Raw genomic sequence first — 25,561 nt, 5'->3', positions numbered from 1 at the left:
TCGATGGGCCATGATGTACTTATCACGGGCACCGGCATGTTTGCCGGGCGAATCGCGCTGGATATCGCGGCGACGGCAAAGACGCCGGTCACCGTGATGATCGCCGGACGCAACCGGATGCGCCTCGACTGGTTGCGCACCGCCGGAAATGCACGCGCCGCGATGTTCGGAACCCCGGCGCGTTTCGAAACGCATCAGATCGACCTGCTTGAGCCCGGTGCGAGCGAAACGCTTCTGGCGCTGTGTCGGCCGCGACTGGTGGTGCAGGCGGCATCGATCCAGACTTCGACGGTGATTTCCGACCGCGGTTCGCGCTGGAGCGATCTCGTCGCCGATGGTGGCCTGAGCGCCACGGCGGTGTTTCAGGCGCTCATCAGCTCACGGATGGCGAAGGCCATCAGCGACAAATCGCCCGATACCAGGCTTATAAATTGCTCTTTTCCGGATGTCGTCAACGGCATGATCACCGCCATGGGATACAAGGTCCTGTGCGGCACCGGCAATGTCGCGATCCTGTCGAACGTGTTCGACGGTGAGCGGGCGCACCTTCCCGCCGGCCAGCTGCGGGTAATTGCTCATTATCAATGCCTCGCGCCGTGGCGCTTGCGCCACGAGGAGCGGGCCGGACACCCGGCGCCGCGCGTCTTCATCGAGGACGAAGAGATCGAAGATCCGTTCGCCGCCTTCAAGGACTGTCAGCTGACACCGGAGCCTGCAATCGAGATATCAGGCGCGTCAGGTGTAACGCTCATTCTCGCGCTGATTGGCGGGCAGGAATGGCGCGGACACGTGCCGGGGCCCAGCGGGCTTCCCGGGGGCTATCCCGTTCGGCTTGAAGGCGGCGAACTCGTGCTCGATCTGCCGGGCGGTATCACTGCAGACGAGGCCATTGCCTGGAACGAGGCATTCGAACAGCGCAGGGGACTGACCGTTCATGGTCGGGCAGCGACCTATCATGGCAGGTTGCGGGAGCTTCTCGTTGAAGAAGGCTCCGTCCACGCGGATGGTTTCGACCTCGACGATCTGGAAAGCGTGTGTTCCGATTTTCTGCAACTGCGCGATCGACTCATCAAACTTCCCAGCGTGAAATAAAGCGTGGGGATATCTGTCACAAAGACGCAATATAGGTACGATATTCCCGTATTCTCAAGGTAGTCGGCGGCTGGTTCAGGCCGCTGCGCGAATGATTGGAGGCCAAGCCACAGTTTCGCTGTCGTTTTCGGTGAGCGCTGCAGAAGCTGAGTGAAAACACGCTCTGAGCAAAAAGTCCGGATCCTGCATGCAACGTCCGATCAAGATTGCCAATCCCGCCCGCGCTGCTGTTGAAGCCGTTGCATGGTCTGCCGCCGTGACGGCCGCCAAGACAGCGGCAAAGGCGGTGACCAAGTCGCCGTCGCCTTCTCCGGCACCCGCCGCTCCACAGTCTGTCTTCACTCCCGCGCCTGCCCGCCAGCAGACAACTCCAGCCAGCAGGAATGCCTCGCAGACGCTGCCCTTCGGCCAGCAGACAAGTACGGCACCTCTCGCCTTGACGTCAGGCATCAATCCGGCGGACTTCCTTCTCAATGGCATCACCGTGCCGCAGGAAAACGACACGCCGCCGCCATATATTCCGACGAACAACGTGCCGGTATCGGCGGAAGAAGCAGACGAAACGGAAGCTTCCGCCATCGTCGACCAGATGACGTCCGGACAGAGCATCGACCAGATTGCCGAAGATCGCGGCCTGACGCGTCAGCAGATACTCGATACGCTGGAATCAGGCGGCATGACCGTCGACGAAAACGCGCCGACCAGTGACAACGGGGACGTCCAAACCACCGCCGTCACACTGGCAAACGGCGAAACGGTCAGCGAGTATTACGATTACCAGCATGATGCCTATCACACCGAATTAACGGGCGCGGACGGAGAACCGGTCGACGAAACGCCGATGCGCGACGGCAGTGGCCGGGCGATGAGCACGAGCTATGACGCCGAGACCGGGCAGACGTCCACGATCTATGAGGACGACCTTGGCGACGGGACCGTCACCGAGGACATCCTGATGCCCGACGGCACCTCGGTCGAAACGGTCGTCAACGGCACCGATGCAACCGGAGCCGGGATAGTGCCGATCACGACGGTGACGGTTCCGGGCGGCCAGCCGATTACCCTGGATTCGAGCCAGGACCCGGGCGGTCAATCGACCCAGGCAATCCAGGACGCCCTGGCCGAGGGCCAGTCGATCGACCAGATTGCCGAGAACCGCGAGCTTACGCCCGAACAGGTCCGTGCGGAGTTGCAGGCCGCCGGCTATACGGTGGAGACGACCGACCCGTCCAGTGACAATGGCGACGTGCAGAACACGACGCTGACCAACGCCCACACGGGCGAGGAAATCGCCTACACGCGCGATTGGCAACACGATGTGACGACGACCACGTCCACTGATGGCGACATGGTGACCACGCATTCCGAAACCGGCGATGGCGTCGTCACGGACCGTACGGAGAATACCAGCACAGGCGAGGTCGAAGAGGTCGTCTTCGATTCCGTCAACCAGATAATGACCACCACAACCATCGACGCCGATGGACGCGAAACGGTGAAGACCGACGATATCCAGGGCGACGGTGAGCCGAACGAATATGTGGTAGAGGAAGGCGACAACCTCACAGCGATCGCGGAAGCGAACGGGATGACGCTCGATGAGCTCCAGGAGCTCAATCCCGGGTTCTTCGCGGGGCGCGATCCCGATTTCATCAATCCCGGCGAAATCGTGATGGTGAACGATCCGGTCGAGACGACGGTTGCAGTTACCTTCAACGGATATGAAGTCACGACCGCCCCGAACGGCGAAGTCACCGTCAATAATCTCGAGGACAATTACAGCGTCACGTTCGAGGAGGGCAGCGCCGGTGCGGACATGGCTCTGCTCGTGACGGAGGTCGATCGCAACAGCGACGATCCGGAAGAGGCGATGCAGGCGGAGGTCACGCTCAACCAGCTTGACTCATATTTTGCCAGCGAGGCGGCGCTGCAGATCCAGCAGGACCTCGATCTGCAGGAAGTCGAAGGCCTTGGTCTCGTATCGGCGAATACGAGAGCCGCCGTCGACGAATACGGATCGGGGGTGATGGCCCAACCTTCGGTCGACGAGGATGGCGTTCCCGACCCCGTTGGCGAGCGCCCCGAGGACGTGCCCGGCAACTGGGTGCCCATCGACTGGCAAGGGACTTACCGCTGGGTTGCGCCGGAAGTCGCGGATGCGCTTACCGATGACGCGGCCGCGATGTCCAAACTCGGCGAATTGTCCAGCATGATCGACGTTGGCGGCGCGCAGGCCGATGTCTATGCACTCGATCCAGCCTATAATGAGGCGCGGGAAGGCGCCGAGGACCTCCTGAACGAGAGACTCAATCCCCACGGCTATGAGGTGACCCTGGGACGGCCCGACATGACAGCCGAGGATGCGCAGGCGCGTCTGGACGAGGCAGAGGCAATTCGGGATGAGGCATCGGAGGTGGCAGGCCTCTATGAGGAAGCCAATTCTGTTCTCGATGAAGCGATTGAAGCGAACAATGTGCTGAGCACGACGACGCCGGTCGAAGCGCCAGGCGCTGACAATCTGGATCAAGTCGAAGGCACCCAAACCTGGACCGATGCCTATCAGAATGAGGAATACGCCAATTATCGGGCCCAGGTAGCGGATACTGAGGCGCTCTTCGGCCAGTATAATCAGTTGATTGCCCAGGGTGATCGGGGGTCGATCGATCTGGCCGTCATGCGCAATGAGGCGGCCGGCATCGATGCGAACAGCCCTGAACATCAAGCGCTGCTCGATATGCAGGAGGGGTTTGCTACAAGGGCAGAGCTCGCCGAAGCTTACTCGCAATATCTCGATGCCGAGAGCGAGCTGCGCAATTACGAAGCGGAAACCGCGCAGCAGCTGCGTCAAATGTTTGACGAATGGAACAGCACTTCCGGTGATACGCCCACTTATGTCACGGTCTACGCCACCGCCGAAGGGCAGGGGATGCTGGATCTCTACTATGATGAGGCGACATTCGAGGCGGAATACGGATCTGACCGTGCCCAGGCCAATGTTACGAGCGGTCAATCGATCCGCCTGAGCGTATTCGGTACCGAGAACGAGACGCCGCCCGACTGGATCAACGCGGACCTGAACGATGCGTGGAACGCACATCATGCTGACGGTCAAGGCGAAGGTGTCCATGGGGGCAGCTTCATAACAGCCCGCGAGAATGCTGCTGCCAGATGGGGTGAATTGCAGGCAGGCCAACTCGATGCAACCATAGAACAATATCAGACAGACCTGACTGACCTTAATGCGGCCTACGACACGCTGCTCACCGAACACGGCCCGGGTACCGCAGAGCTTCCCGAAGGTGCGTTCCCGGACGGGATCGAGCCGGTGACAGTGGAAGTCGCCGGGCAGGACATTCTTGTCACCCCCGAGGCCAAGGAACAGATCGAGGCGGGAAACTGGGATGGCGTGATCGAGGCTGGCGCGCCGGTCAGGCTCGCGCTTGACGTGGATGGCGACGGCGAAACGGAAGAACGCTGGGTCGCGCCGGAGCTCGCCCTTGTTGCTCTGCAGATACAGGAGTCCGAGACGCAGATCGGTTCCTTGCAGGGTTATCAAGACTATCTGAATGGCTGGGCGGGAAGGCACCGCGACGACGCCAGCAACCCGTATAATTATTACGCAGCCGACAACGCCGATTATGAGGCGCTGACAGGCGACGAGGGGAATGCCCTCGACGCAAATTTCCAGCATCAGTTTCAGGCATTCCACGAGCAGGGTTATGATGGCTCCTTCAATCCGGTCAGCAGCGGCGACCTGGATCAGACCGTGGCCGATGCCCTCGGACTCGACCCGGAAGATGAGCAGCATGCCGAGATCATCGACTCGGTAACGGAGGCAATCCAGGAGGAGGGCGGCGAGAATCCGGAACTCGCAATGTCGCCGATATTCCATGTCGACAGGAACGGCACGACGCAAACGATGCTGTTCGCCGTACACAATAGTGACGGCGAGACGGTCTACATCGACATCACCGGCAAGACATTTACCAGTGTCGAGGATTTCCAGGACCATAACGACCAGTTCAGCGAAGAAGGCCGGATCGTTTTCGCCGAGAATTTCGATATGACGGCTGGTGAAGACGGCCAGGTCAATATCGATGCCGGGCAGGCCCGGAACATGTCGTTCCTGGAATCGACGGTCGATCCAGCAGTCGGCGTGATTACCGCCGTTGCCACTGTCGGTTCGTTCATTCCGGGCGTCAACGTCGTTGCGGCACCCATCGCTATTGCCGGCGGCTTCTATCTTGGAGGCCGGGCGGTCGCCAATCAATATGAGCATATCTCGCATGGCGGCGAGTGGAACGATACTCAGTCCGTCATGAACATGGTCGGTGCGACGACCGCTGTTCTGCCCGGGGCCTCGGGGGTTCTGCGTACCATCGGTATGGTGCGCGCGGGCCTGCCGGGTGGAACGGCCGCAATGGCGAGCATTGGTGCGGTTGGCAGGAACAGCGCCTATGCGGACGACGTCGCGGGTTTCATGGGTTCGGGAGCGATGACAAATCGTATCGCCTATGGCGCCGACGTTGCTTCGCTGGCATCCGGCACACCGGCGCTCGTTGTTTCGGGTTACGATCTTGCCGTCAATGGCGGCGAGATGAGCGGGCTGGAGCTCGCCGGCGCTCTGGCCAATCTTGGCGTCGGTGTGCTGGGAACGGGCATGGGTATACGCGGCCTTCGCGTGGTTCCTGGCAGTACCGTTCCTGGCAGTAGCGGGGCGCCCGGAACCACGGCGCCATCAGGTGAGGCGTCCCGGGCAGTACCTGAGGCACTTGTGGCCGACAGGCTTTTGTTGCCGGTACCAGAGGCTGCCCAGGGGGCAGGTGCTCCGGCCCTTGATCCTGCAATGGTGCGACCAGCGGCCGTCCATGAACTGGGCCCGGATGGGGTCTACCACCCAACCGGGGAGGTGGTCGATCTGGGTGCGGACGGATCTCTCATCGCAGGAGAAACGATAGATGCCGGCGGCAGTGGCCGGGGCGGCGACGAGTCCGAACCGGTCATCATCGTGGAGGAGGATGCACCCGGCAGTGCGTCGACAGGCCAGCCTGCAATTGATGCCGCACCCAACCGTCTCGCAATCGAGGCAGCGCCCGTCAACGAGTTTACGCTGGATCAGCTATTCCATATGTCTACCGCAGAGCGTGGTGCGGCAGCCGAGACCTATATAAGACGACTCCACAATTCGTCGGAACACAACATTCTCGACGGCACTGATGCGAGCTTCGCCGTGCCACAGAATACAGGCCTGAAAGTTCGCTCCCGCCGGGATGTCGATGCGGCGGTAGAAAACCGCTGGACGCAGATCATCCAGGCGCTTGAAGTCAAGAATTGGCGGCTTTGGGCAAATCGGGGCAACGGGAACGAGCGCCAGGAGGTGCCGCTCAGCAGTCATATCCAGGAACAGATCAATGCGGATATCGCGCTTCGCGATGCGCGTTCGGATTATCTGCCACGCTGGATTTTCATCGACGCCCCTCCAAGCCCGGCCTTGCTGACAGCGCTCAATGCGGCCCGCATACCTGCCAATATTTACGGGCGCGTTCCTCCACTTGTGGATGGATCAACATATGTGCCCGGTCCCGACAACAACCTGATCGCGGCCAGGCTGGATCCGTCGCTCGGTCGGGGTTCATCCGACATGATCCGCCTTAATCCGAACTATGTGTATCGGCCAGGGGCGGACGGGGTCGTGCCGACAGCATCGGCCCTGCGTAACAGCGGCAAGCTTGGCGTGCTGATCACGGATGCCGATGGGCCTGTCGTCGTTGCCCTGGGTGATGCGCGTCTGCCGGGCCGCTCGGAAACCCAACCTGCGGCGACGCAAAAGGTGACACCGGTCGCGAATGCGCCGGAAGGATACCTTGCGATAGAAGCCTCCCCGCCACTGGCCGCGCTGGAGCCGGCGGCTGAACCGAATGCGGCCACGTCGCCGGAGAGCGGGACGGATGGCGCGGTCGATGTTGCAGCAGGCAACGAAGCGCCGGCGGGGCACGATGAGGACATTTCATTGTCGCCCGACCAGCTTAAGGCGCTGGACAGCAGACAGCTGTGGGCGCTCAGTGCGGAACAAGTCGCCATGCTTTCCCCTGAGCGCCTTGAAGGGATCGCTCCCGGCAAGATAGGCAAGCTCGATCCCGCGGGCGTCGCTCAATGGAATACGGCCCAGATCGAAGCGCTTTCGCCGCGGCAGGTCTCGCGCTTGAGCGTCGACCAGATCAAGGCGATGAGTGCCGAACAGTTGAGCCGGTTCAGCGATGATCAATGGAGCAGTCTCAACGAGGCGCAGGGCAAGGCCCTGACCAGCGAGCAGCTCGTCCTGGTCAGCGAGGATCATTACGCGCGAATCCCCGACAAGGCGCTTTCGAAGATCCATCCGGATGCGATCGGCCGCCAGGACGTCCAGTATATCAGCGACTATTCGGCCGATAAGCTGAAGGCATTGAGCTTTGAGCAGATACGGTCGCTATCGCCTGAACAGGTTGCGGCAATCGATCCTGTGCAGCTTGGGCGCATGCGTGCGGATCATATACGAAAGTTCAGCGCCGAGCAGTTCACGTGGATGACGCCGAGGCAGCGCGCGGCACTCAGCACCGAACAGGTATTGTCGCTGCGCAATACCAACAAGAACACACTTACGGAGACGCAGAAGGCCACGCTCAGCGCCCGGGAACAGAAGGCGCTGCTCAAGTCGCGCAATGGGAGCCTTACTAACGAGCAGGCACAATTGTTCCGCGACACGTTGAAGGCGGCGAAAAAGCGGGAACTGGGCTACTTCGCCAGCTTCGCCACCGGCACGACGGCGGGTATCGGCCTCGTCCATGCTACGCTTCCTCCCGAGTTGAGTGCGCCGGTGGCTGCTGCCGGTCTCCTCGTGCGAGGCAGTGTCACGGCCGCCCAGGGCATGTTCAAGAATGCCACTTACGACAATACGATGCTGGGACGTATTCTGAACGGCGTCGCTGGTGCCAGCTACCTGGCAACAGGCCAAGCGGGCTTGCAAAACCCGGCAGCATCGGCGCCATCGCTGGCGACCAATTTTCTCAATTCGCCCAAGGGCATGATCCGGTCTGTCACCGGCCAGACCATGTTACGAACATGGTCGACCCGTGTTACCGATCCGGCCGCCGTTGGCGTCGGCGTGAACATCATGGTGAACAATCCGGACAATCCAGTGGCCTTCGGGGCCGGCGCGTTGATCAGCCTGGCGAACACCGAGAGCATCATCCGGGGCATCCGTACAGAACGTGTCTGGAATATGCCGCACCCGACGGACAAACAGGGTGCCGACGAGCTCGAAGCCAGCAACAAACGTTGGGATCGTTCGAAATTTGCCGCTGGCTTCGTCGGTCTTGTGGGGGCTGGGGGCGTTGTGACCACCCTGCTCACGAAGGACGATCCGCAGAACGCCGACGAGCCGGATTTGCCAACCGAGGCGCCAGGCCCGTCCACAATCTTGGCGCCGTCCGCTGATCCCGTACCGCTGCCGCCAATCGCCGACAGTTCCACGCCTGCGCCCTCCGACCCGAACCTGACGCAGCCTTGGGAAATGGGCGCGCCGCAAATGCGGCCGGAGCCGGCTCCAACCTATTCGCAGTTCATGGTGGAGCCCGCGATTGGGCTCAATCTGAGGTCGGAGCCCGATGCCGACGCTATGATTGTGACCGCTTTCTCGCCCGGCACCGTTCTTGACCAGATCGGCGAAGTGGAGACAGACGCAGACGGCAGGCGCTGGACTCCGGTCGAAGGTGTCGGGCAGGATGGCGCTCCGGCCACAGGCTGGGTGGCGAGCGAATATATCACTTCTCATACGGCATGAACCGACCCTTGAACCGACCCTTGGGGCCGCTGCAATCCTGAACGCGATTGCGGTTGCCGACGATGCCGATGCGGTAGCACTTGATCCTCAACTGTCCGCAAGCTCTCTGCTTTTCGCGATTCAATCCGCGACAACCCGTCAAAATTGTTGGCTGGGTAAATATGGCGGCTTGATTGTTGCCGCGCTTTCTTTTCGGCCGGGAAAGAGTCATCATCTCACGAATCATGACTCTGGTGAAATAAACCGAAGTGCGTGTCGGACAAAGAAGGAAAATAGATGCCTAGATACAAGGGGCAACTCGAACAAAGTGTTGAGTTGGCTATTTTTCAGACGCGGCTGGCAGCCGTCTTGAATGAAATGCGGAGGAACCGTCTGTTCAAGCTGAAGGATCTGGCAAAACATGTCGGCGTCTCCAATACCTACATGACAAAGATCATGCGTGGTCAGGCGAATATTTCCCTGAGCCTGTTATATTCTTTCTGCCGGGAATTGGACGTGACGGTGGTCGATCTCATTGGTCTCAGGGCCGATGATTCCACTGAAATGCCGAAGGGTGCCTTTACCCAGCTTAAGAATCCCGACGAAAGCACCACATAGCGGCCGCTTGGGCTCGTCACCTCAGTACATAGGTTATGCGGACCGTCGTCCCTAGACCGGCTGCCGAAGTGATCTTGAGTTTTCCTGCCATGGTTTTTACCAGACTGACGCAGTTTGTGAGCCCGAGACCGACATGAACACCGGCTTTCGTCGAAAAAAACGGCTCATGGGCCCTGACAAGAAACGACGACGTCATGCCGACTCCATTGTCGGATACTGTGGTAATCAGCTGAGTGCGGCGCCAGAGGCGGCGCTTTAACTCTGCCTTGATCGTAATCCGGGGGTCATTCGATCCAGCAACCGCATTGACTGCATTACCCACGAGTTCATCGATGAGCAGGTGAAATTGCGAGGCGGGGACGACAGCTGCGTTCGCTTCCTCGTCGATTTCCATTTGCAGTTCGAGCGGGCAGTTTTTTTCGATATCTACGAGCAATTCCCCGAGGGTGGTCGTCTTGGATCCGACTTTCGCATGCCCCATCGTCATCATGCCTTCATTGATACTGTCCAGTTCCGCGATCGTGCTGCGCGCCGCCTCGACGGATCCGGGGGAAGGAAGCCGGTCTTCGGCAAGATAATCGAGAAACAGCCGCAATGCCGCGATGCGCGAACGGGTCATATGTGCGAACAGGGACGCAAAGGACCGGACGTGCTCGTCCTTGCGCCGGGCAAGCAGGCTCCTTTGAAAAATCAAAAGAAACGCAACTCCCAGGACGAGAAGAGCGCAGGCGAAAAGAAGCTTGTTGCGCATCGCATTCGCCTCGATGGCTGCCGTGGCTCGCAATGTCAGGCTGTGGGCCAGCGTAGCGCCCGAAATGCGGAAAATATCGGCTTCGAACGTCGGGATCGATTCGAGAGCCTCTTTTAGCTGATCGTTCGCCTTGATATGCGGCAAGAGCGAAGTTTCGATGGCGGCGACGGTACGGTGCAATACATCCAGTTCGGGAACGTCGAGGAAGCGATCGACGTAGTCCAACTTCGCCAAGGCTTTCAGATTGAAGGACAGCAGCATGGTTTCCGCCAGGAGCCGCGGCTGGGGTTGTTGCGTTGCTACTGCAACGATCAGATACCCTTTGATATTGGCGAGTTTTTCCCGGGCCTGTGACGCCCGATCCTGAATCTCGAAGGTCTGGCTCATGATCTCGTCTGTCTGCACGCGGTAATTGTCGGCACGCAGGAACGACAAGAGACAAAAGCCAGCACCGAGCAGTAGCGCTCCGTAAAGGGCCGCGGTTATGTATTTCCGCCAGTTCATGTCTAGTCGGCCGCCCGCATCTTGACGACAAACCAGACCCAGATCGAGTTGCGGCCGGGTACATAGGCCTTCGGGAGCTGTTCCAATGGCCAGATAATGTAATAGGGCCCGCCATCATCCAGCGAGAGCGGCTTGTAATCCTGGCCGGAACTGCAACCATCGCTTGATCTGTCCGCTTCGGTACAGGCTCTCTCCACGGCCAGTATGGGCGAGTATGTGCTGATCTCCTCGTTTGTTATCTTGGTGATATAATTGTCGAAAGCGGTCACCTCGACGGCGGCGCGACCGTCTATGCCGTTCTTTGCGATGATGTCCTTGAGGCGTGGCCCCCGATATTGGAACTTTTCGCCACCCTTGCTCCATGGCGTGGCCGTTTCGATCATATGTTGCGGAAAATCCTGCCGCAGCTGCTCAAGAGAATACGAGACCGATGGTTCCCCGGGCTGACGTTCGATATGGACTTCCGCCGGATCGGTCCCTGCCGCAAAGGCCGGAATGGCGGTGAGCGCAACAATGCAAAGCGCGGCCGGAAGAAATCTAGGCAGCCGCATGGATGTCCTCCGCCTCATAGCTGCGTGGATCCGTATTGCGGGAAAAAAGCACGCAAGGGCCGCTCGACCCCCGCGGATCATAGGCAAATCCTTTGTCTGCCATGGCGCTCGTGAGATGCCGGATGCCTTCCAGACCATAAAGATGGTCATGGAACTCCAGAAAGACCCTCTCGACGCCTGGCAACTCGGCGCCCTTGAGCAAATCCAGCTCGGCACCCTCGATATCCATGACGATAAGGTCGATATTCGCCTGACGGATGAACTCGTCAATATTCGTGGATTGTATCTTGATGGTCTTGAGATAGGGGCCCTGATGCTCAAGCAATGACGACATCCACAGATCTTCCCGCACATAGAAGGTGAAATCTTGCGGCGGGCCGGCTGTCAGCAAGCCCTGTCTCAATTCCACATTGTTGCGGTTGTTCGCCCTGATGACTTTTTCGGCCAGCGTGACGGTATGCGGGTTGGCCTCGAACGCCATGACCTGCGTGCCGTCGACTGCCGCCAACAGGGACGTGATCACGCCAATGCCACTGCCGAGTTCAAGAATACGGTCCTTGGGCCGTGCGGCCTTCACCGCCCATCGTGCTTCTTTTGCTTCGTAGCTGCCATCGCGCAGCGCCGACCATATGATGTCGGACACTTCGTCGGGCATGATCGGGACGTCTATACCGTGCAAATGGAGCGTGTTCTTCATCATAATCCTTTCGGCAATATTCCGGTCTTCAAGAGCTTCGCACGGGCGCGTTTATAGTATTTTTCCGCAGAATCGGGATCAATGCCGATGCGATGGCCGAGTTCCTCATAAATCTGGCGCCGGCTCTTGCCTTCCGGACGTTGTCGCATCCAGTTGATAAGTTCCTGTTCGCGAGGCGTCAGTCCGGAATAGACGAATTCCGGAGGTGCCATTGCCTCGTCGGCAAATCGCACGCTCAAACCCTCATTGGCAAAATCGTCCAGGACCTCGATCATTGATCCAGGCCGGATGTGGTTCTTGGCAAGGTATGCGGATACGCCAAGTTTCTGCATAGCCCGCCATTCCTCGTCAGAATCGGAGCCCGTAATGACAAAGTGAATGGCATTCGGTGACATTTCGACGATGGTCTGCACAACCGCGAGGCGGTCGGATTGCGATCGAGGATCAAATCCTGGCAGGCCGGGATCGATGATGACTAGATCGAAGAGATTAGTTTCCAGCATATCCATGGCCTGGGACATGTTGGCGGCGCCCTGGACAAAACATGTTGTCAATGCGCCCTTCAATTCATCGACGAGAATGGTCCTCATCAAATGCTGATCCTCGATAATCAGCACGTTCTGCACATGTTTTGACTGAGTTCCCAACATCGCTGAGCTCATATTGCCGATACCGAACCGTATAGCCTGCACCATCCAAATGGAAGTGCTCGGCGATGCGAAGTCAAACAGGGACAGCACTGTCCCTGTTTCACATAATCTCTTCGAATTACTGTCGCGAGACAATGAGAAAATCTGCAGGGTGAGGAAAAGCATGTCATTAGCGCTTGTCGCCACAAACAGGATTGGCACTAAGGCTGCTGACGGGCAGCAATCGATGCTGGAGGTCATCCGACGCCACAAGACCGCGCTGAAGCAACACGAATCGCTGATCGAGCGCTGTGAGGAAGCAAGCCTGGCCGGAGAGGAGTGCTCGAAACTGGAGCAACGCCTGCTCGCAGCAGAAATTGCCGAGCAGCACGCGCGCGCCGCCTTTTTCAGCCACCCGGTCAAAACGATGGAAGACGTTGCGGCGAAGGCAAGACATGTGCGATCGTTCCTGCACGAGGAAGAACCGGATAAATCCGAAATCGACATGCTGATGAGATCGCTGGAGTTTCCGGCGATGGCAGCTTCCCGGAAAAAGCAGCGATCGAGGTGCGCATAGCCAATGCCCGACTGGACACTTTTCGATCCCGAGGCAAATACAGGATTGTTCACGGGAGCCGATGCGGTTTTCAGAGCGAAGATCAGGCCGCTCATCGTTCTCTTCGACAGGCTGCAATCATGCCTCGATGACTTGGAGAAAAGCGCGGATGCGGCGAAAAAACGAGCGTGCTGGGCGCGGGCGGAAGGCATTCATCGGGAAATCATGACGAGATGGCGCCTGTCATTTTTCCTGGCCCGCAGAGCGGTCGACGCACATCTCGCGAAGATGGGACTCAATTCATCGCTCCCCGAGCACGAGTCATTGCGAAATGCCGTTCACAAAAAATGCCGCCCAACGACCAAGATGGCTTCTATCCTCCTGCAGTTTGACGATCTCCGCTCCAATAGGCCGATGACATCGGCAAGGCGAAGCTGATCGGGTATGATGAGCTTGGTGTTTTTCTCGTAGTCCGCGATATCGGAATCGCTCCAAGGCTTGTCGTCAATCCATGCAAGCGAGGCCCCGTCATCTCGATCAGAGGCGCTCGCCCACCAGATAGGCATATTGGAATTTCGTCGCGTAATTGGGGATTGCATCCGCTTGCGGTCCATAAAGAACATCGGGCGTCAGGATTGTGCCGACGTCCTTTGTCGTTGGAACCGTGCCAAGCAGATGGATATCGCGCGACAGGAACATCTGATTGCCGAACGAATTAGCGACGGCATAATTGACCTGCACGACAAAGACGGAATGCTGGTTGCGCAGCAGTTGCTGATTGATCTTGCCTTGATTGGCCTTCAACCAGTTCTTCAGCCACACACTGAGCGACGCTTCATTGATACCGCCGGCGATATAGGAAACCGCAGCAGCGACGCCCGCGCCCGCGGCCATCCGGCTGTTGTATTGGCGCGGACCATTGGCATAGGTCAGATATTCGAGGCTAGGACCGCGGCGCATGCTCTGTACCGGCGGCAGTTCGTTCTGGCTGACCGGTCGGACGCGAAATTGCGACGTTGTGACATTAAAATTAGGCATGACGGCTCCCTGCGGAAAACGGGTTCATTCTTCAACGGTCGCCGATCCGCCGGGTTGGCGGAAAGGCGAGAAGATGCCGCGCAGCCGCGGCACCTGGTCTTGGAATGATCGGCCTCAGGCCGCTTTGGTTGTCGCGAGATCGTAAGATGCGATCAGCGGCGACTGCGGCGACTGGTTCTCGTCGAACGGCGTGTATTTCACTTCCAGCTTGGTGAAGTTCAGCTTGATTGTTTCGACCGGACGGTCGCCGTTGGAATCAATCGAGTAGCTGGCGAGCAGCGTATTGGTCAGCGAATATTCGATATAGGTCTCGCCGGGATTGCCGGTGGTGACCAGATGAATGACCGCGCGCTTGCCGGTGCGGCCCGAGCAGGCCTCCTGGAAAAGCTTGGTCGAGGAAGAATCGCTGACCTTGGTCAAAATGACTTCCGAAACGGTGGGCTCGGAAGCTTCGCGGTTGGCGGCCGAACCGGCCGACGTGTTCATATTGCGCGAAACATTCCAGTGGATCGCTTCGATGTCCATCCACTTGCGGTGCTGTTCCTGGGTGGCGTCCCCCTGGATGCCATCAATCTGAAGGTAAATCGGCACGGTTGTGGTCTCTCCTGTTGGTGGTTGATTTTTTCCTGAGTGGTATCAAGGCACCTTTGCCTTTCGGGTCGTTGCCGCATCCGAATGGTTTTTGCCTCCATTCGGGGCTGCTCTATCCGCCAGCTGGTCGTCCAACCCGGCGAATTCCTTCATGCCGACCGCAGGGTCGGCATCGATGCTGAAGCGGTGGTCGTCATAGCCGATCGTGATTGTCGCGATCTTCCGGCCCTCGGCCACGGCGTCGAGGAAGAACGTCGAAAGCGTCGGAAGAAGATCGCGGGCGATCATGGATTCGATGGCGCGCGCGCCCATCTCGCTGGACACGGCTCGCGCTATCAGCGCCGCGCGCGCGTCAGGTGACAAGCCTACCTTCGTGCCATAGCTGGCGTTGACGCGGTCGCGGATGCGATCGATCTGAATATCGACGATATCCGACAGGGCGTCCTTGCCAAGCGGCATGAATGGCAGAACGACCGTGCGGCCAAGGAATGCAGGTTTGAAGTGTTTTTGCAGTTCCGGCAGCAGGAGTGTCTCGAGTGCTGCGGCGTCCGGCATGGTATCAGGATCGGCGGCCAGCGCGGCCAGCAGTTCCGAGCCGGTATTGGCTGTCATGACGATCGTGGTGTTCTTGAAGTCTATGTCGCGGCCTTCGCCGTCTCGCAACGTTCCCTTGTCGAAGACCTGATAGAAAATTTCCTGTACGCCGGTATGCGCCTTGTCGATTTCATCGAGCAGAAGCACGCCATAGGGCCGACGGCGAACGGCCTCGGTGAGAACCCCGCCCTCGCCATAACCGACATAGCCGGGCGGAGAACCGAGGAGCATCGATATCTTGTGCTCTTCCTTGAACTCCGACATGTTGATCGTCGTCAGGTACTGGCTGCCGCCATAGAGCAGATCGGCGAGGGAAAGCGCTGTCTCCGTCTTGCCGGTGCCAGACATGCCGACAAGCAGGAAGACTGCCGATGGTCGGCGCGGGTCCGACAATCCCGCGCGCGCCGCACGCATGGCCGAGGCGATACGCTCGATGGCCGCTTCCTGCCCGACGACGCGCTGCTTGAGGCGCGCATCCAGCGATTTGACCGTCTCGACCTGATCGGAAAGCAATTTGCCGACCGGAATGCCTGTCCAGCGAGCAACGAGGCTCGCGATAACCTCCTTGTCGACCGCACGCGGCATCAGCGGGGTTTCACCGGCGACGCGTTGAAGATTGCGCTCGGTTGCAGCGAAGGCAATGCGGGCATTGTCCGGCGTGGTCCCATGCCCTGGGAACTGGGCCACATTGCTTTCGTCCGCTTCGCCCGTCGCAGACTCCTGCGTTTCAATTGCCTCGTCGGGCGAGAAGACCGCTTCCAATCGGTCGGCCTCGCGAACAAGGCGACGTTCCTCGTCGAATTTCTTTTCCAGGACATCGATTTCGACGGCCAGTTGCGTCGATTTCGTTTCGATCTGAGCGCGTCGCTCCTGAATTTCGCTTGTTTGGGGCTCGTTTTCGAGCCACGCCGTCTCGGTTCTGAGCAGATCGTGTTCCTTGCGCAACGACGTCAGTGCCTCGGGGACGGTCTGGCGACCAAGCGAGACGGCCGCGGCGGCGGTGTCGATCAGGCTGATCGCCTTGTCGGGCAGCTGCCGCGCCGGTATGTAGCGCGCCGACAATCGCACGGCTGCGGCAAGCGCCTCGTCGCGAATACGAACCTTGTGATGTGTCTTGAACGCGCCGGCGACACCGCGAAGCATGCGGATGGCGGTTTCTTCATCGGGTTCGTCCACCTTGACCGTCTGGAAGCGGCGGGTGAGGGCGGCATCCTTTTCGATGAAGCGTTTGTATTCGCTCCAGGTGGTCGCCGCTATCGTACGCAACTCGCCACGCGCCAGGGAAGGTTTCAGGATGTTGGCAGCATCGCCCTGTCCGGCCTGTCCGCCAGCGCCGATCAAGCTATGAGCCTCATCGATGAACAGGATAATGGGAACGGCAGAGGCTTTCACCGCATCGACGACACCGTGGAGCCTGCGTTCGAACTCGCCTTTCACGCCAGCCCCCGCCTGCAGCAGGCTGAGATCGAGCGAAAGCAATCGAACCTGCTTGAGCATGTCGGGAACAGCGCCGGCTGCAATTTCGATGGCGAGCGCCTCTGCGATGGCTGTCTTGCCGACCCCGGCCTCGCCGACGAGGATCGGATTGTTCTGCCGGCGACGCATCAGGACATCGATGACCTGTCGCAATTCACGTTCGCGCCCTATCACGGGATCGATACGGCCTGCGCGGGCGTCGGCCGTCATGTCCTGAGTGTAGAGCCGCAGGAACTCATTGCCGTGCGGGGCAGCACCGGCCTCGGAGCTGGAAAATGACGCCGGTTCGGTGTCGTCCAACACCGCGGAACTCAGCTCTTCCTCGATCGATTTCAGATTGATGTCGCGCAGCGACGGCGCGATGGAGCGGGCGACGATCCGCACGGACTGTTCCGTTGAAAGCGCCATCAGCAAATCGCCGAGCATGACCTGTGTGCGGCCATATTGGAGCGAAGCAATCAGCCATGCCTCGCGTGCGAGCGTGAGCACGTTCTGGGACAATGTCAGCTGCGTTCCGTCCTCGCGAGCCATGTCCGCGATGGCGAGGCCCAATTCCTGGCGCAGTGCCTCGGCAGGCACGCCCGCCCGCTCGAAGCCGGGCGCTACGGACGCGATGTCGAGCAAGGCATACAACCAGTGCGCGATCTCCACCGAGGCGTGTGCATTGCGTGCAGCAATGCCGGCAGCTGCCTCAAGACCGACGCGCAAATCAGGTTGCAGCGTTCGGATCAGGCGGTTGAGATCGATATTCTGCACTGGCAAAAGCCCCCTGTTCCTCGACCGTTGTCTACCTCGGCCCTCCAGAAAATACAACTAGGGTGTTATTAAAAAATACAACTAGGGTGTTATAAAATATTGACAAGGCCGTGACGCGGCAACACAATAAGGACCTAGGTGGATTTAGTTTGGGGCTGTTGTGCAGTTGAATGTCAGCGAGATCATCTCTCCATTGGGACCAGGTCTTCCATGCGGAGAAGACATTCGCGTAAGCCCGCAATTCAAGGAATTGTACTTCACGATCAAGGATGCCCGTAACTCGGCACGCAGCGCGGAAAGAAGCATTGCGCCGGGCGAACCGGTGCGTCTCACGCAATCCTGGCACGAGGTCAATGATCTCGGTTTGCAGATCCTTGTTTCGCAGAGCAAGGATATCGAAATTCTGGCGTGGCTGGCAGAGGCGCAACTTCGGCTTCGGGGGTTTGAAGGGTTGAAGGATGTTTTTGCCGCAACTGCCTCGCTGCTGGACAATTACTGGGACGAACTCCACTCCATCGGCCACGACGATGTCGCGGAAAAGCTCGCGCCCCTTGCCGGGCTCAACGGGATAAGCGGGGAGGGGGCCCTGATCCCGGCAATCCGCCTGTCTCCCCTGGTGCCGAACGTGCCGTTTGGCCAGCACACGCTCTGGGATTATCAGCTGGCGCAGCGAGCCAATGAGACCGGGCGCCGCAACGCGCTCTATGAGGCCGCGAGCGAGGCGGGCGTCGCGGCGATGTCAGCCCATCTCGGCATCTTGAATGAATGTATGGCCGCCTTCGACAATCTCGTGTCGGTCCTCGATCGTCGCTGTGGCGACACGGCGCCGCCGAGTTCCAACACCCGCAATGTTCTTGCCGAGGCGGCATCGGCGATCCGTGTACTTGGCGGCATCACCGTTGATGTACCGGTCGATGCCGTACAGGAAGAGCATATTGCCGACGGCAATGGCAGCGCGGCTTTGGCAGCTGCGCCGATCTCCGCCCGGGCGGTTGCCATCGGCACGAGGGAAGAGGCATTCGAGGTTCTGCTTTCGGTCGCGCGCTATTTTCGCGTCACCGAACCGCATTCGCCCATTTCCATGTCGATCGAGACATTGGTGCGGCGCGGCCGCATGGATTTCTCCGAGCTTTTAACCGAATTGTTGCCGGAACCGCAGGTGCGGATGGCTGTCATGACGGCTGCGGGAATTCAACCCGACGTCGAGAATAAAGGGAATTGACCGGCGCGTTCACGCCGGCCGTGCGGGACCGGTCGGCCAGGACCGGCTATTGCAACGTGGACCAACAATCGCGCTAGGCGCACGAAGGAGAGTTTGATGGCAAGTGTTCATGAAAAGCTGGAGAGGGTTCGCAAGCCGCGAGTCCATATCAAGTATGAAGTCGAGACCGAAGGCGCAATGGTGGTGAAGGAACTGCCATTCGTCGTCGGTGTCCTCGGTGACTTTTCAGGCGATCCCACGCAGCCCCTCAAGCCTTTCGGGGAGCGCAAATTCGTGCAGATCGATCGCGACAATTTCGACGACGTCATGCGCCGGATGACACCCGGTCTCAACATTGCCGTCAAGAATACGCTCCAGGATGATGGAACGGATCTGGCTGTTTCGCTCAAGTTCGAAAGCATGGAAGATTTCGAGCCCGGCGCAGTCGTCAGCCAGGTGCCGGCTCTGAAGGCATTGCTGGACGCCCGCAACCAGCTCCGCGACCTGATGAGCAAGGCAGATCGGTCCGAGGATCTGGAAAATATGCTCGAAAACATTCTGCAAAATGAAAGCGACCTGAAGAAACTGGTCGGTGAACTCGATGGTCGCGACGGTCGCGACCCGAAAAATTGAACGCAGCAACGGGAAGGATCGGGTGATGAGCGCCAAGACGCAACTGAAGCCGGAAGCTGGTATTGAACTCGAGCAAGAGGAAAACCTTCTCTCCAAGGTCGTGGCCGCGACACGCCAGACCGAACCGGACCGTGCACAGCATCTGCTGCGCACGCTGACCGACCAGGCACTGAAGGGCACGGTCGTCTATGATCGCAATTTGACCGTCACGCTCAACAACGCGATCGCCGAGCTGGACAAGACGATTTCGCGCCAGCTGGCGGCCATCATGCAGTCGCCCGAATTCACCAAACTCGAAGGCACCTGGCGCGGCCTGCACTATCTTGTGAAGAATACCGAAACGAGCGTGAACCTGAAGATTCGCGTGCTCAATGCCTCCAAGCGCGAACTGTCGAAGGATCTTTCCAAGGCGGTCGAATTCGATCAGTCGCGCCTGTTCAAGTCGATCTACGAGGACGAGTTCGGCACGCCCGGCGGTGAGCCGATGGGCGCGCTTGTCGGCGACTATGAGTTCGACAATTCGTTCGAGGAAGTACAGCTGCTTCAAGGCATCTCGTCGATTGCGGCGGCCGCCTTCGCCCCATTCATATCCGCAGCCAGTCCGCGCATGTTCGGCTTCGAAGATTACCGCGACCTTGCCCGGCCGCGCGATCTGGAGAAGATTTTCGAGACGGTGGAATATGCCAAATGGCGCTCGATGCGCGAGAGCGACGACTCGCGTTTTGTCACGCTTGCCTTGCCGCGCGTGCTCGCACGCATGCCCTATGGCCCCAAGACCAACCCGATCGATGAATTCGTCTTCGACGAGACGGGTGGTTCGAAGACCGGTGAACTGCCGCACAATGACTATTGCTGGATGAATGCCGCCTATGTGATGGGCGCGCGCCTGACCGACGCTTTCGCCAGGCATGGCTGGTGCACGGCGATCCGCGGTGCCGAGAATGGCGGCAAGGTGGAAAACCTGCCGATGCACATCTTCTCCAGCGACGATGGCGACCTCGATCTGAAATGCCCGACCGAGGTCGGCATTACCGACCGCCGCGATGCTGAACTTGGCAAGCTCGGATTTCTGCCTTTGTGCCACTACAAGAACACGGACTATGCCGTCTTCTTCGGCGCCCAGACTGCACACAAGCCCAAGGTCTACGACAAGCCGGAAGCAACGGCCAATGCTGCCGTGTCGGCTCGACTGCCCTACATGATGGCTACGTCGCGCTTTGCCCACTACCTGAAGGTCATGGGCCGTGACAAGATCGGCTCCTTCATGGAAGCCGAGGATTGCGAGGCCTGGCTCAACCGGTGGATTTCCAACTACGTCAATGCCAATGACGAGGCAGGCGAGGAATCGCGAGCCAAGTATCCACTGCGCGAGGCGAAAGTCACGGTTCAGGAAGTCGCTGGCAAGCCGGGCTCCTACAATGCGGTGGCATGGATGCGCCCTTGGCTGCAGATGGAAGAGCTGACGACCTCGCTTCGCATGGTCGCCCGCATTCCGGCCAAGAACTAAGCATGCGCACACGCGCGGCCCGGGCCTCGCGTGTGCCCCAACATTCTGTGAACGCGCAATGACGAAGGGTCCGAGCACATCGTGGCGGCGCAGGGCAGATCAGCTCATTGCATTGATCGACGAGGCCCTGAACCGCCAGGTCAACGCTATTTTGCATCATCGCGAATTTCAGGCGATGGAGGCGAGATGGCGTGGCCTTGCAATGCTGGTGCATGCTGCCTCCCGCGGCAGTGACGTCAAGGTCAAGGTCCTGAATATCAGCTGGGCGCATCTTGCGCGCAGCATGGAACGGGCGACCGACTTCGACCAGAGCCATGTCTTCGAACTCGTCTACAGTCACGAATTCGGAATGCCGGGCGGTGAACCCTACGGGCTGCTTGTCGGGGATTACGAACTCTCCCCGACCGGTCACGGCGGTGGCGAAACGGTGAGTGCACTGACGGGACTTGGCATGGTGGCCGCAGCGGCCTTTTGCCCTTTTATCGCCGGTGCCTCGCCGGGCGTGATCGGGCTTGACAGCTTTCACGATTTGAACCGCGTGCACGATCTGTCGGAATTGGCGGACGATCCGTCGCGTATTCGCTGGAACAGCCTGAGGGCGCGGGAAGATTCCCGTTTTCTTGGTCTCGTTGCCCCGCGTGTTCTGGTGCGCGCGCCCTACGAGCCCTACTCCAGACGGCGCGATGACGGGTTCCCGTTTCGGGAGGACGTATCTGCCGATGGCGATACCCTGCTGTGGTGCAACGGAGCGTTCGCGTTTGCGACCATCGTCATCCGCAACTTTGTCGAATCCGGCTGGTTCGCGGATATTCGCGGGGTCACACAGGATGCCATGGACGGCGGAATCCTCAGTCCGGACGAACTTGCACCCTATGACTTCGGAACGGAAAGCGCGGGCTTGTCGGCGCAGGCCCCGGTCGAAGTCCGGCTGACCAGCGCCCAGGAACAGCAGTTCTGCGACCTCGGGCTTATTCCGGTCGCTACCAGCTTTTTATCGGCGCTGGCCATCTTCAACTCAAACCAGTCGCTGCATGCGCCTCGGCACTATTCGAATGAGAACGCCCGCCAGAATGCGCGGCTCGCGGCCATGCTGCAATATGTACTGTGCGCCTCGCGCTTCTCGCATTACCTGAAGGTCATCATGCGCGATGAGGTGGGCAATCTTGCAGATGCCCTTTCAATCGAACGCAAGCTGGAAGACTGGTTGTCGCGCTACACCCTTGGGAACGACGACGCGGACCTGCCGCTGCGCACACGGTTTCCCCTGCGCTCGGCGGGCATCAGCGTCCACGAGATACCAGGCAAGCCAGGGACCTTTTCCTGCACGGTCCGCCTGCAGCCTCATTTCCAGCTCGATGACGTCTCGACCAGTTTTCATCTGATCGCCGAGACAGCCCTGCCGCCAACCGGGCGCAGCGATATCTCACCTGTTTCGCAAAGGATGACCGCATGACGCTTTCCGCCAGCATTGCCAGATTGCTCGCCGACGACGCTTTGACTGATGCGCTTGAAGCTGCCAAGGCGCATCTGAAGACCAATCCCTCGGATAAGGAGGCGCGGCACATCTATATCGATCTCCTGATCGTTCAGGGCGATTACGAGCGTGCCGATGCGCAGAGCGCGCTGGCAATGACACTGACCGGGGAAGACCTTGTCGGATTTGCGCTCCTGCGCAACCAGCTGCGCGGCATGGCGGCACGGGATGCCTGGTTCACGGCAGGGGCCGTTCCGGAATTTCCGCAAGGGCCGAGCGAACTCGACAAGGCGACGCTCAAACTCAATATCGCGCATCGGTCCGCCTTGCGTGAGGAGAGCACTGCCGCACTCTCCGCGCTGGAACAGGCGCGCGGTGAACGGCCGATGGTATGGAACGGCAAGTCCGTGGCCGATTTTCGCGACCTCGACGATCGTATCCCGCACGCTTTCGAAGTCATCATGTCCGGCGGGGCCTATCTTTGGATCGACTTTGCCAAGATCGCTTCCGTTGCACTCGAGCCGATCGCGCGGCCCCGCGATCTTGCCTTCCGGCGCGCTGAACTGGCGCTGATCGACGGAGCTACCGCGTCCGTCCTTTTGCCGGCGATCTACCATGGAAGCAGCGGCGATGAGCGACTGCTCCTTGGGCGGGAAACCAGATGGGTGGACGAGGATACCGGCATAACGACAGGGCGCGGACAACGCTGCTTCCTGGCAGGCGACGATTTCATTTCCTTCCACGAGGCCGAGAATATTGCGGCCGCCGCGTTCCCTGGAGAAAGGAAGGCAGCCAATGGCTGACCCGCTCGACCGCTACAGATCACGCGACCGGGTGCTGTCACGATCGATCCTGGATCGGCTGCTGGACCCCAATCCGGATATGCAGCAGGACGGGCCGTTGAGCCTGGTCGAGCAAGTCAGGGAAATGCGCGAGTCGATCCGGCGGGATCTGGAAGCTCTCTTGAATACACGTCGCTGCCCGACCGCCCCACCAGGCGCCCTGGTCGAGCTCAAGGATGCCCTCGTCTCCTACGGCGTGGACGGCGTAGTCTCGGCCAATCTCGTTACAGATGAATCCAAGCTGCGGCTGGCGCGCGCCATCGAGCGGCGCATCGTCATGTTCGAGACCCGGCTTTCCGACGTGCGGGTGACGATTCTCAAAAGCCGAACCGCGGGCGAGCGGGCGCTGCGCATGCGGATACAGGCAATGTTCCGACTGCATGACGGCATGCCGCCGATAAGTTTCGAATCGACCATAGACCCCTCGACACAGCGGTTCCTCGTGGAGGCCGCCAATGGCTGATGGCTTCCTGCAACGTTATAACGAGGAACTGTCGGCGTTGCGCCGCCGCGCATCGCGGTTTGCCGATGCCTTTCCGAAGATTGCCGGGCGTCTCCGCCTGACCGCCGACGTCGCCGACGATCCGCATGTCGAGCGCCTTATCCAGAGCTTCGCCTACTCGGCTGCCCGTGTCCGGCAGAAACTCGACGACGAGTTCCCCGAACTGACCGATGGACTGCTCGAGACGCTCTACCCGCACTACCTTGCGCCGATCCCCTCAATGAGCATCGTACGCTTTTCCCCCAGCGAGACGCTCAACTCGGTCCAGACGGTCCCGCGCCACACGGAAATACTCACTGAACCGCTTGCAGGAGAAACCTGCCGGTTCCGCACGACACAGCAGGTCGACGTCGCGCCGGTACAAATCAAGGCCGCGGTACTCACCGGCCAGCCGATCCAGGCGCCGCTGTCGCCCTTTGCGGGTGCTGCGGCGTGCCTTCGAATATCGATCGAACCCCAGAATGGTCGCAGCCTGTCCGAAACAGGTCTGGAGCGGCTGCGTTTTCACATTGCCTCGCCATGGCGGCAGGCGAGCGCTCTTTATGAGCTCCTTGTCAACCATACGCTCGGCATCGCGCTTGCACGTCATAGCGATGACCAGAACCCGGTCTTCCTGCCGGCGGCGAGCCTTTCCCCGGTCGGCTTCGATACCGAGGAAGCGATGCTTCCATATCCGAACGCGAGCTTTGCCGGTTATCGCCTGCTGACTGAATTTTTCACGATGCCGCAGAAGTTCCTTTTCTTCGACATCAACGAACTGCATCGCTGGCGGAGCGAAAAGCTGGAGATATTTGTCTATCTCGATACGGCGGACAGCAAGCTGGAGCGGACCGTTACCGCTCGCGATCTGACGCTTCATGCCACGCCGGTCGTCAATCTCTTCCGTCAGGCCTGTGAGCCGGTCCTCATTGATGGAACACACACCGAATATCGTCTGCTTCCGGACTCGCGTCGACAAAAGACGCGAGAAGTCTATGCCGTCGATCGTGTGCTGCTGTCCGGACATGGCAGCGACGAATATCTGTGCCAGCCATTCTTCGGGCGCTCCCAGCGGGGCGGCAGCAGCAAGTCATGTTTCTGGCAGGTCAAGCGCCGCTTCAGCGAGGATGATGGCACATGCGACATCGACATCGCTTTCGTCGACCGGGATCGACATATCATCGGCAAGGTAGACGCGGTGGCAAGCGTGGACGCATTGTGCCTCAATCGCAACCTGCCTGAGCGATTGCCGTTTGGCGGTGGGCATCCATATCTCCAGCTGGCCAACGGAAATGAAGCCGTCGCTTCCGTGGAAGCGCTCTACCCGCCAACGCCTGCCGTACGAACCAATGACCAGAATGGCCGCAACTGGCGTCTGATGTCCCATTTGCTGCTCAATCACCTGTCGATCTTCGACAATGACGGGGCGGCGCTCAAGGATATTCTGTCGCTCTACGCGTTCCGCGACATGCCGGAAACCAGGCAACTCGTGGATGCGATCAGCAAGGTCGAAGCGAAAGCCTCGACGGCGCGTCTCAAGGGCGGGGGCATGGTCCCAGGCACGGACATTCTCATCGAGTTCGATCCCGCTGCAATAGATCGGCCTTCCGCCTTTCTCTTTGGATGCGTGCTCGACCGTTTCTGTGGGCTTTATACCTCGGTCAACAGTTTCACGCGGCTCACCGCGACAATCAAGGGACAGTCGAGGCCTGTCGCGACGTGGCGCGCGCGTGCCGCCGAACGTCCGCTTTTGTGAAGAGGATTTTCACCAC

At 59.6% G+C, this 25,561-nt stretch carries 19 protein-coding genes; 12 read left to right on the top strand and 7 right to left on the bottom strand.

Going from position 1 to position 25,561, the window contains the following annotated elements:
- Window positions 1-3 precede the first annotated feature (3 nt).
- The 3 genes from M8997_RS12910 (at window position 4) to M8997_RS12900 (ending at window position 9,508) form a co-directional block, all read left to right on the top strand.
- Window positions 4-1,092: a hypothetical protein gene (locus M8997_RS12910; protein WP_250017297.1), complete on the top strand. Its 1,089-nt coding sequence runs from the start codon at window positions 4-6 to the stop codon at window positions 1,090-1,092.
- A gap of 187 nt (window positions 1,093-1,279) precedes the next feature.
- Window positions 1,280-8,911: an SH3 domain-containing protein gene (locus M8997_RS12905; RefSeq protein ID WP_250017310.1), complete on the top strand. Its 7,632-nt coding sequence runs from the start codon at window positions 1,280-1,282 to the stop codon at window positions 8,909-8,911.
- Window positions 8,912-9,187: 276 nt separating this feature from the next.
- Window positions 9,188-9,508: a helix-turn-helix domain-containing protein gene (locus M8997_RS12900; protein WP_250017321.1), complete on the top strand. Its 321-nt coding sequence runs from the start codon at window positions 9,188-9,190 to the stop codon at window positions 9,506-9,508.
- A 16-nt stretch (window positions 9,509-9,524) separates the two neighbouring features.
- Here the strand turns inward: M8997_RS12900 and M8997_RS12895 are convergent, their stop codons facing one another.
- From M8997_RS12895 to M8997_RS12880, 4 genes are read right to left on the bottom strand one after another with little or no spacing between them, the layout of a single operon-like run.
- A complete protein-coding gene (locus tag M8997_RS12895; RefSeq protein ID WP_250017331.1) occupies window positions 9,525-10,763 on the bottom strand; it encodes a HAMP domain-containing sensor histidine kinase in 1,239 nt (412 codons plus the stop codon).
- 2 nt (window positions 10,764-10,765) lie between these two features.
- Window positions 10,766-11,314: a hypothetical protein gene (locus tag M8997_RS12890; RefSeq protein WP_250017333.1), complete on the bottom strand. Its 549-nt coding sequence runs from the start codon at window positions 11,312-11,314 to the stop codon at window positions 10,766-10,768.
- On the bottom strand, window positions 11,301-12,011 hold the full coding sequence (locus M8997_RS12885; protein ID WP_250017335.1) for an FkbM family methyltransferase: 711 nt from the start codon (window positions 12,009-12,011) through the stop codon (window positions 11,301-11,303). Before M8997_RS12885 ends, M8997_RS12890 begins: the two co-directional genes overlap by 14 nt.
- Window positions 12,011-12,901, bottom strand: a complete 891-nt coding sequence (locus M8997_RS12880) for a response regulator transcription factor (protein WP_250017337.1) — start codon at window positions 12,899-12,901, stop codon at window positions 12,011-12,013. The genes M8997_RS12885 and M8997_RS12880 overlap by 1 nt, the downstream gene beginning before the upstream one ends.
- Between M8997_RS12880 and M8997_RS12875 the strand changes: the two genes are divergently transcribed.
- Complete coding sequence (locus M8997_RS12875; RefSeq protein WP_250017340.1) at window positions 12,888-13,217, top strand: hypothetical protein; 330 nt, start codon at window positions 12,888-12,890, stop codon at window positions 13,215-13,217. The two genes, M8997_RS12880 and M8997_RS12875, sit on opposite strands and share 14 nt — an antisense overlap.
- 3 nt (window positions 13,218-13,220) lie before the next feature.
- Entirely contained in the window at window positions 13,221-13,634 is a 414-nt protein-coding gene (locus M8997_RS12870; protein ID WP_250017342.1) for a hypothetical protein, read from the top strand.
- Window positions 13,635-13,733: 99 nt separating this feature from the next.
- Here M8997_RS12870 and M8997_RS12865 read toward each other — a convergent pair whose 3' ends face one another.
- The 3 genes from M8997_RS12865 to tssH all read right to left on the bottom strand — a co-directional run bounded on the left by M8997_RS12865 (window position 13,734) and on the right by tssH (window position 17,651).
- The gene (locus M8997_RS12865) at window positions 13,734-14,234 is read right to left on the bottom strand and encodes a hypothetical protein (RefSeq protein WP_250017344.1); all 501 of its coding nucleotides are present in this window, start codon (window positions 14,232-14,234) and stop codon (window positions 13,734-13,736) included.
- Window positions 14,235-14,348: 114 nt separating this feature from the next.
- Window positions 14,349-14,825, bottom strand: coding sequence for a type VI secretion system tube protein Hcp (locus M8997_RS12860; RefSeq protein ID WP_250017346.1), 477 nt, complete (start codon window positions 14,823-14,825; stop codon window positions 14,349-14,351).
- 45 nt (window positions 14,826-14,870) lie between these two features.
- Entirely contained in the window at window positions 14,871-17,651 is a 2,781-nt protein-coding gene (tssH, locus tag M8997_RS12855; protein WP_250017349.1) for a type VI secretion system ATPase TssH, read from the bottom strand.
- Between the two features lie 166 nt (window positions 17,652-17,817).
- On the opposite strand from tssH, the gene tssA reads away from it, so the two are divergent.
- The 7 genes from tssA to tssF all read left to right on the top strand — a co-directional run bounded on the left by tssA (window position 17,818) and on the right by tssF (window position 25,545).
- Window positions 17,818-18,873 carry a type VI secretion system protein TssA gene (tssA, locus tag M8997_RS12850; protein ID WP_250017831.1) on the top strand — a complete coding sequence of 352 codons (1,056 nt, stop codon included), beginning with the start codon at window positions 17,818-17,820 and terminating at the stop codon, window positions 18,871-18,873.
- Between the two features lie 96 nt (window positions 18,874-18,969).
- Window positions 18,970-19,485, top strand: coding sequence for a type VI secretion system contractile sheath small subunit (gene tssB, locus M8997_RS12845; protein ID WP_250017351.1), 516 nt, complete (start codon window positions 18,970-18,972; stop codon window positions 19,483-19,485).
- 25 nt (window positions 19,486-19,510) lie between these two features.
- Entirely contained in the window at window positions 19,511-20,992 is a 1,482-nt protein-coding gene (gene tssC, locus M8997_RS12840; RefSeq protein ID WP_250017353.1) for a type VI secretion system contractile sheath large subunit, read from the top strand.
- A 58-nt stretch (window positions 20,993-21,050) separates the two neighbouring features.
- A complete protein-coding gene (tssC, locus tag M8997_RS12835) occupies window positions 21,051-22,445 on the top strand; it encodes a type VI secretion system contractile sheath large subunit (protein ID WP_250017355.1) in 1,395 nt (464 codons plus the stop codon).
- On the top strand, window positions 22,442-23,269 hold the full coding sequence (locus M8997_RS12830) for a type VI secretion system accessory protein TagJ (RefSeq protein WP_250017357.1): 828 nt from the start codon (window positions 22,442-22,444) through the stop codon (window positions 23,267-23,269). The genes tssC (M8997_RS12835) and M8997_RS12830 overlap by 4 nt, the downstream gene beginning before the upstream one ends.
- The gene (tssE, locus tag M8997_RS12825) at window positions 23,262-23,771 is read left to right on the top strand and encodes a type VI secretion system baseplate subunit TssE (protein ID WP_250017360.1); all 510 of its coding nucleotides are present in this window, start codon (window positions 23,262-23,264) and stop codon (window positions 23,769-23,771) included. The genes M8997_RS12830 and tssE overlap by 8 nt, the downstream gene beginning before the upstream one ends.
- Window positions 23,764-25,545 carry a type VI secretion system baseplate subunit TssF gene (gene tssF / locus M8997_RS12820; protein ID WP_250017362.1) on the top strand — a complete coding sequence of 594 codons (1,782 nt, stop codon included), beginning with the start codon at window positions 23,764-23,766 and terminating at the stop codon, window positions 25,543-25,545. Before tssE ends, tssF begins: the two co-directional genes overlap by 8 nt.
- Window positions 25,546-25,561 lie beyond the last annotated feature (16 nt).

The organism is Phyllobacterium sp. 21LDTY02-6 (assembly GCF_023554255.2).
In the GTDB taxonomy this organism is placed as follows: domain Bacteria; phylum Pseudomonadota; class Alphaproteobacteria; order Rhizobiales; family Rhizobiaceae; genus Phyllobacterium.
This window is presented reverse-complemented; position numbering and strand designations above follow the sequence as displayed.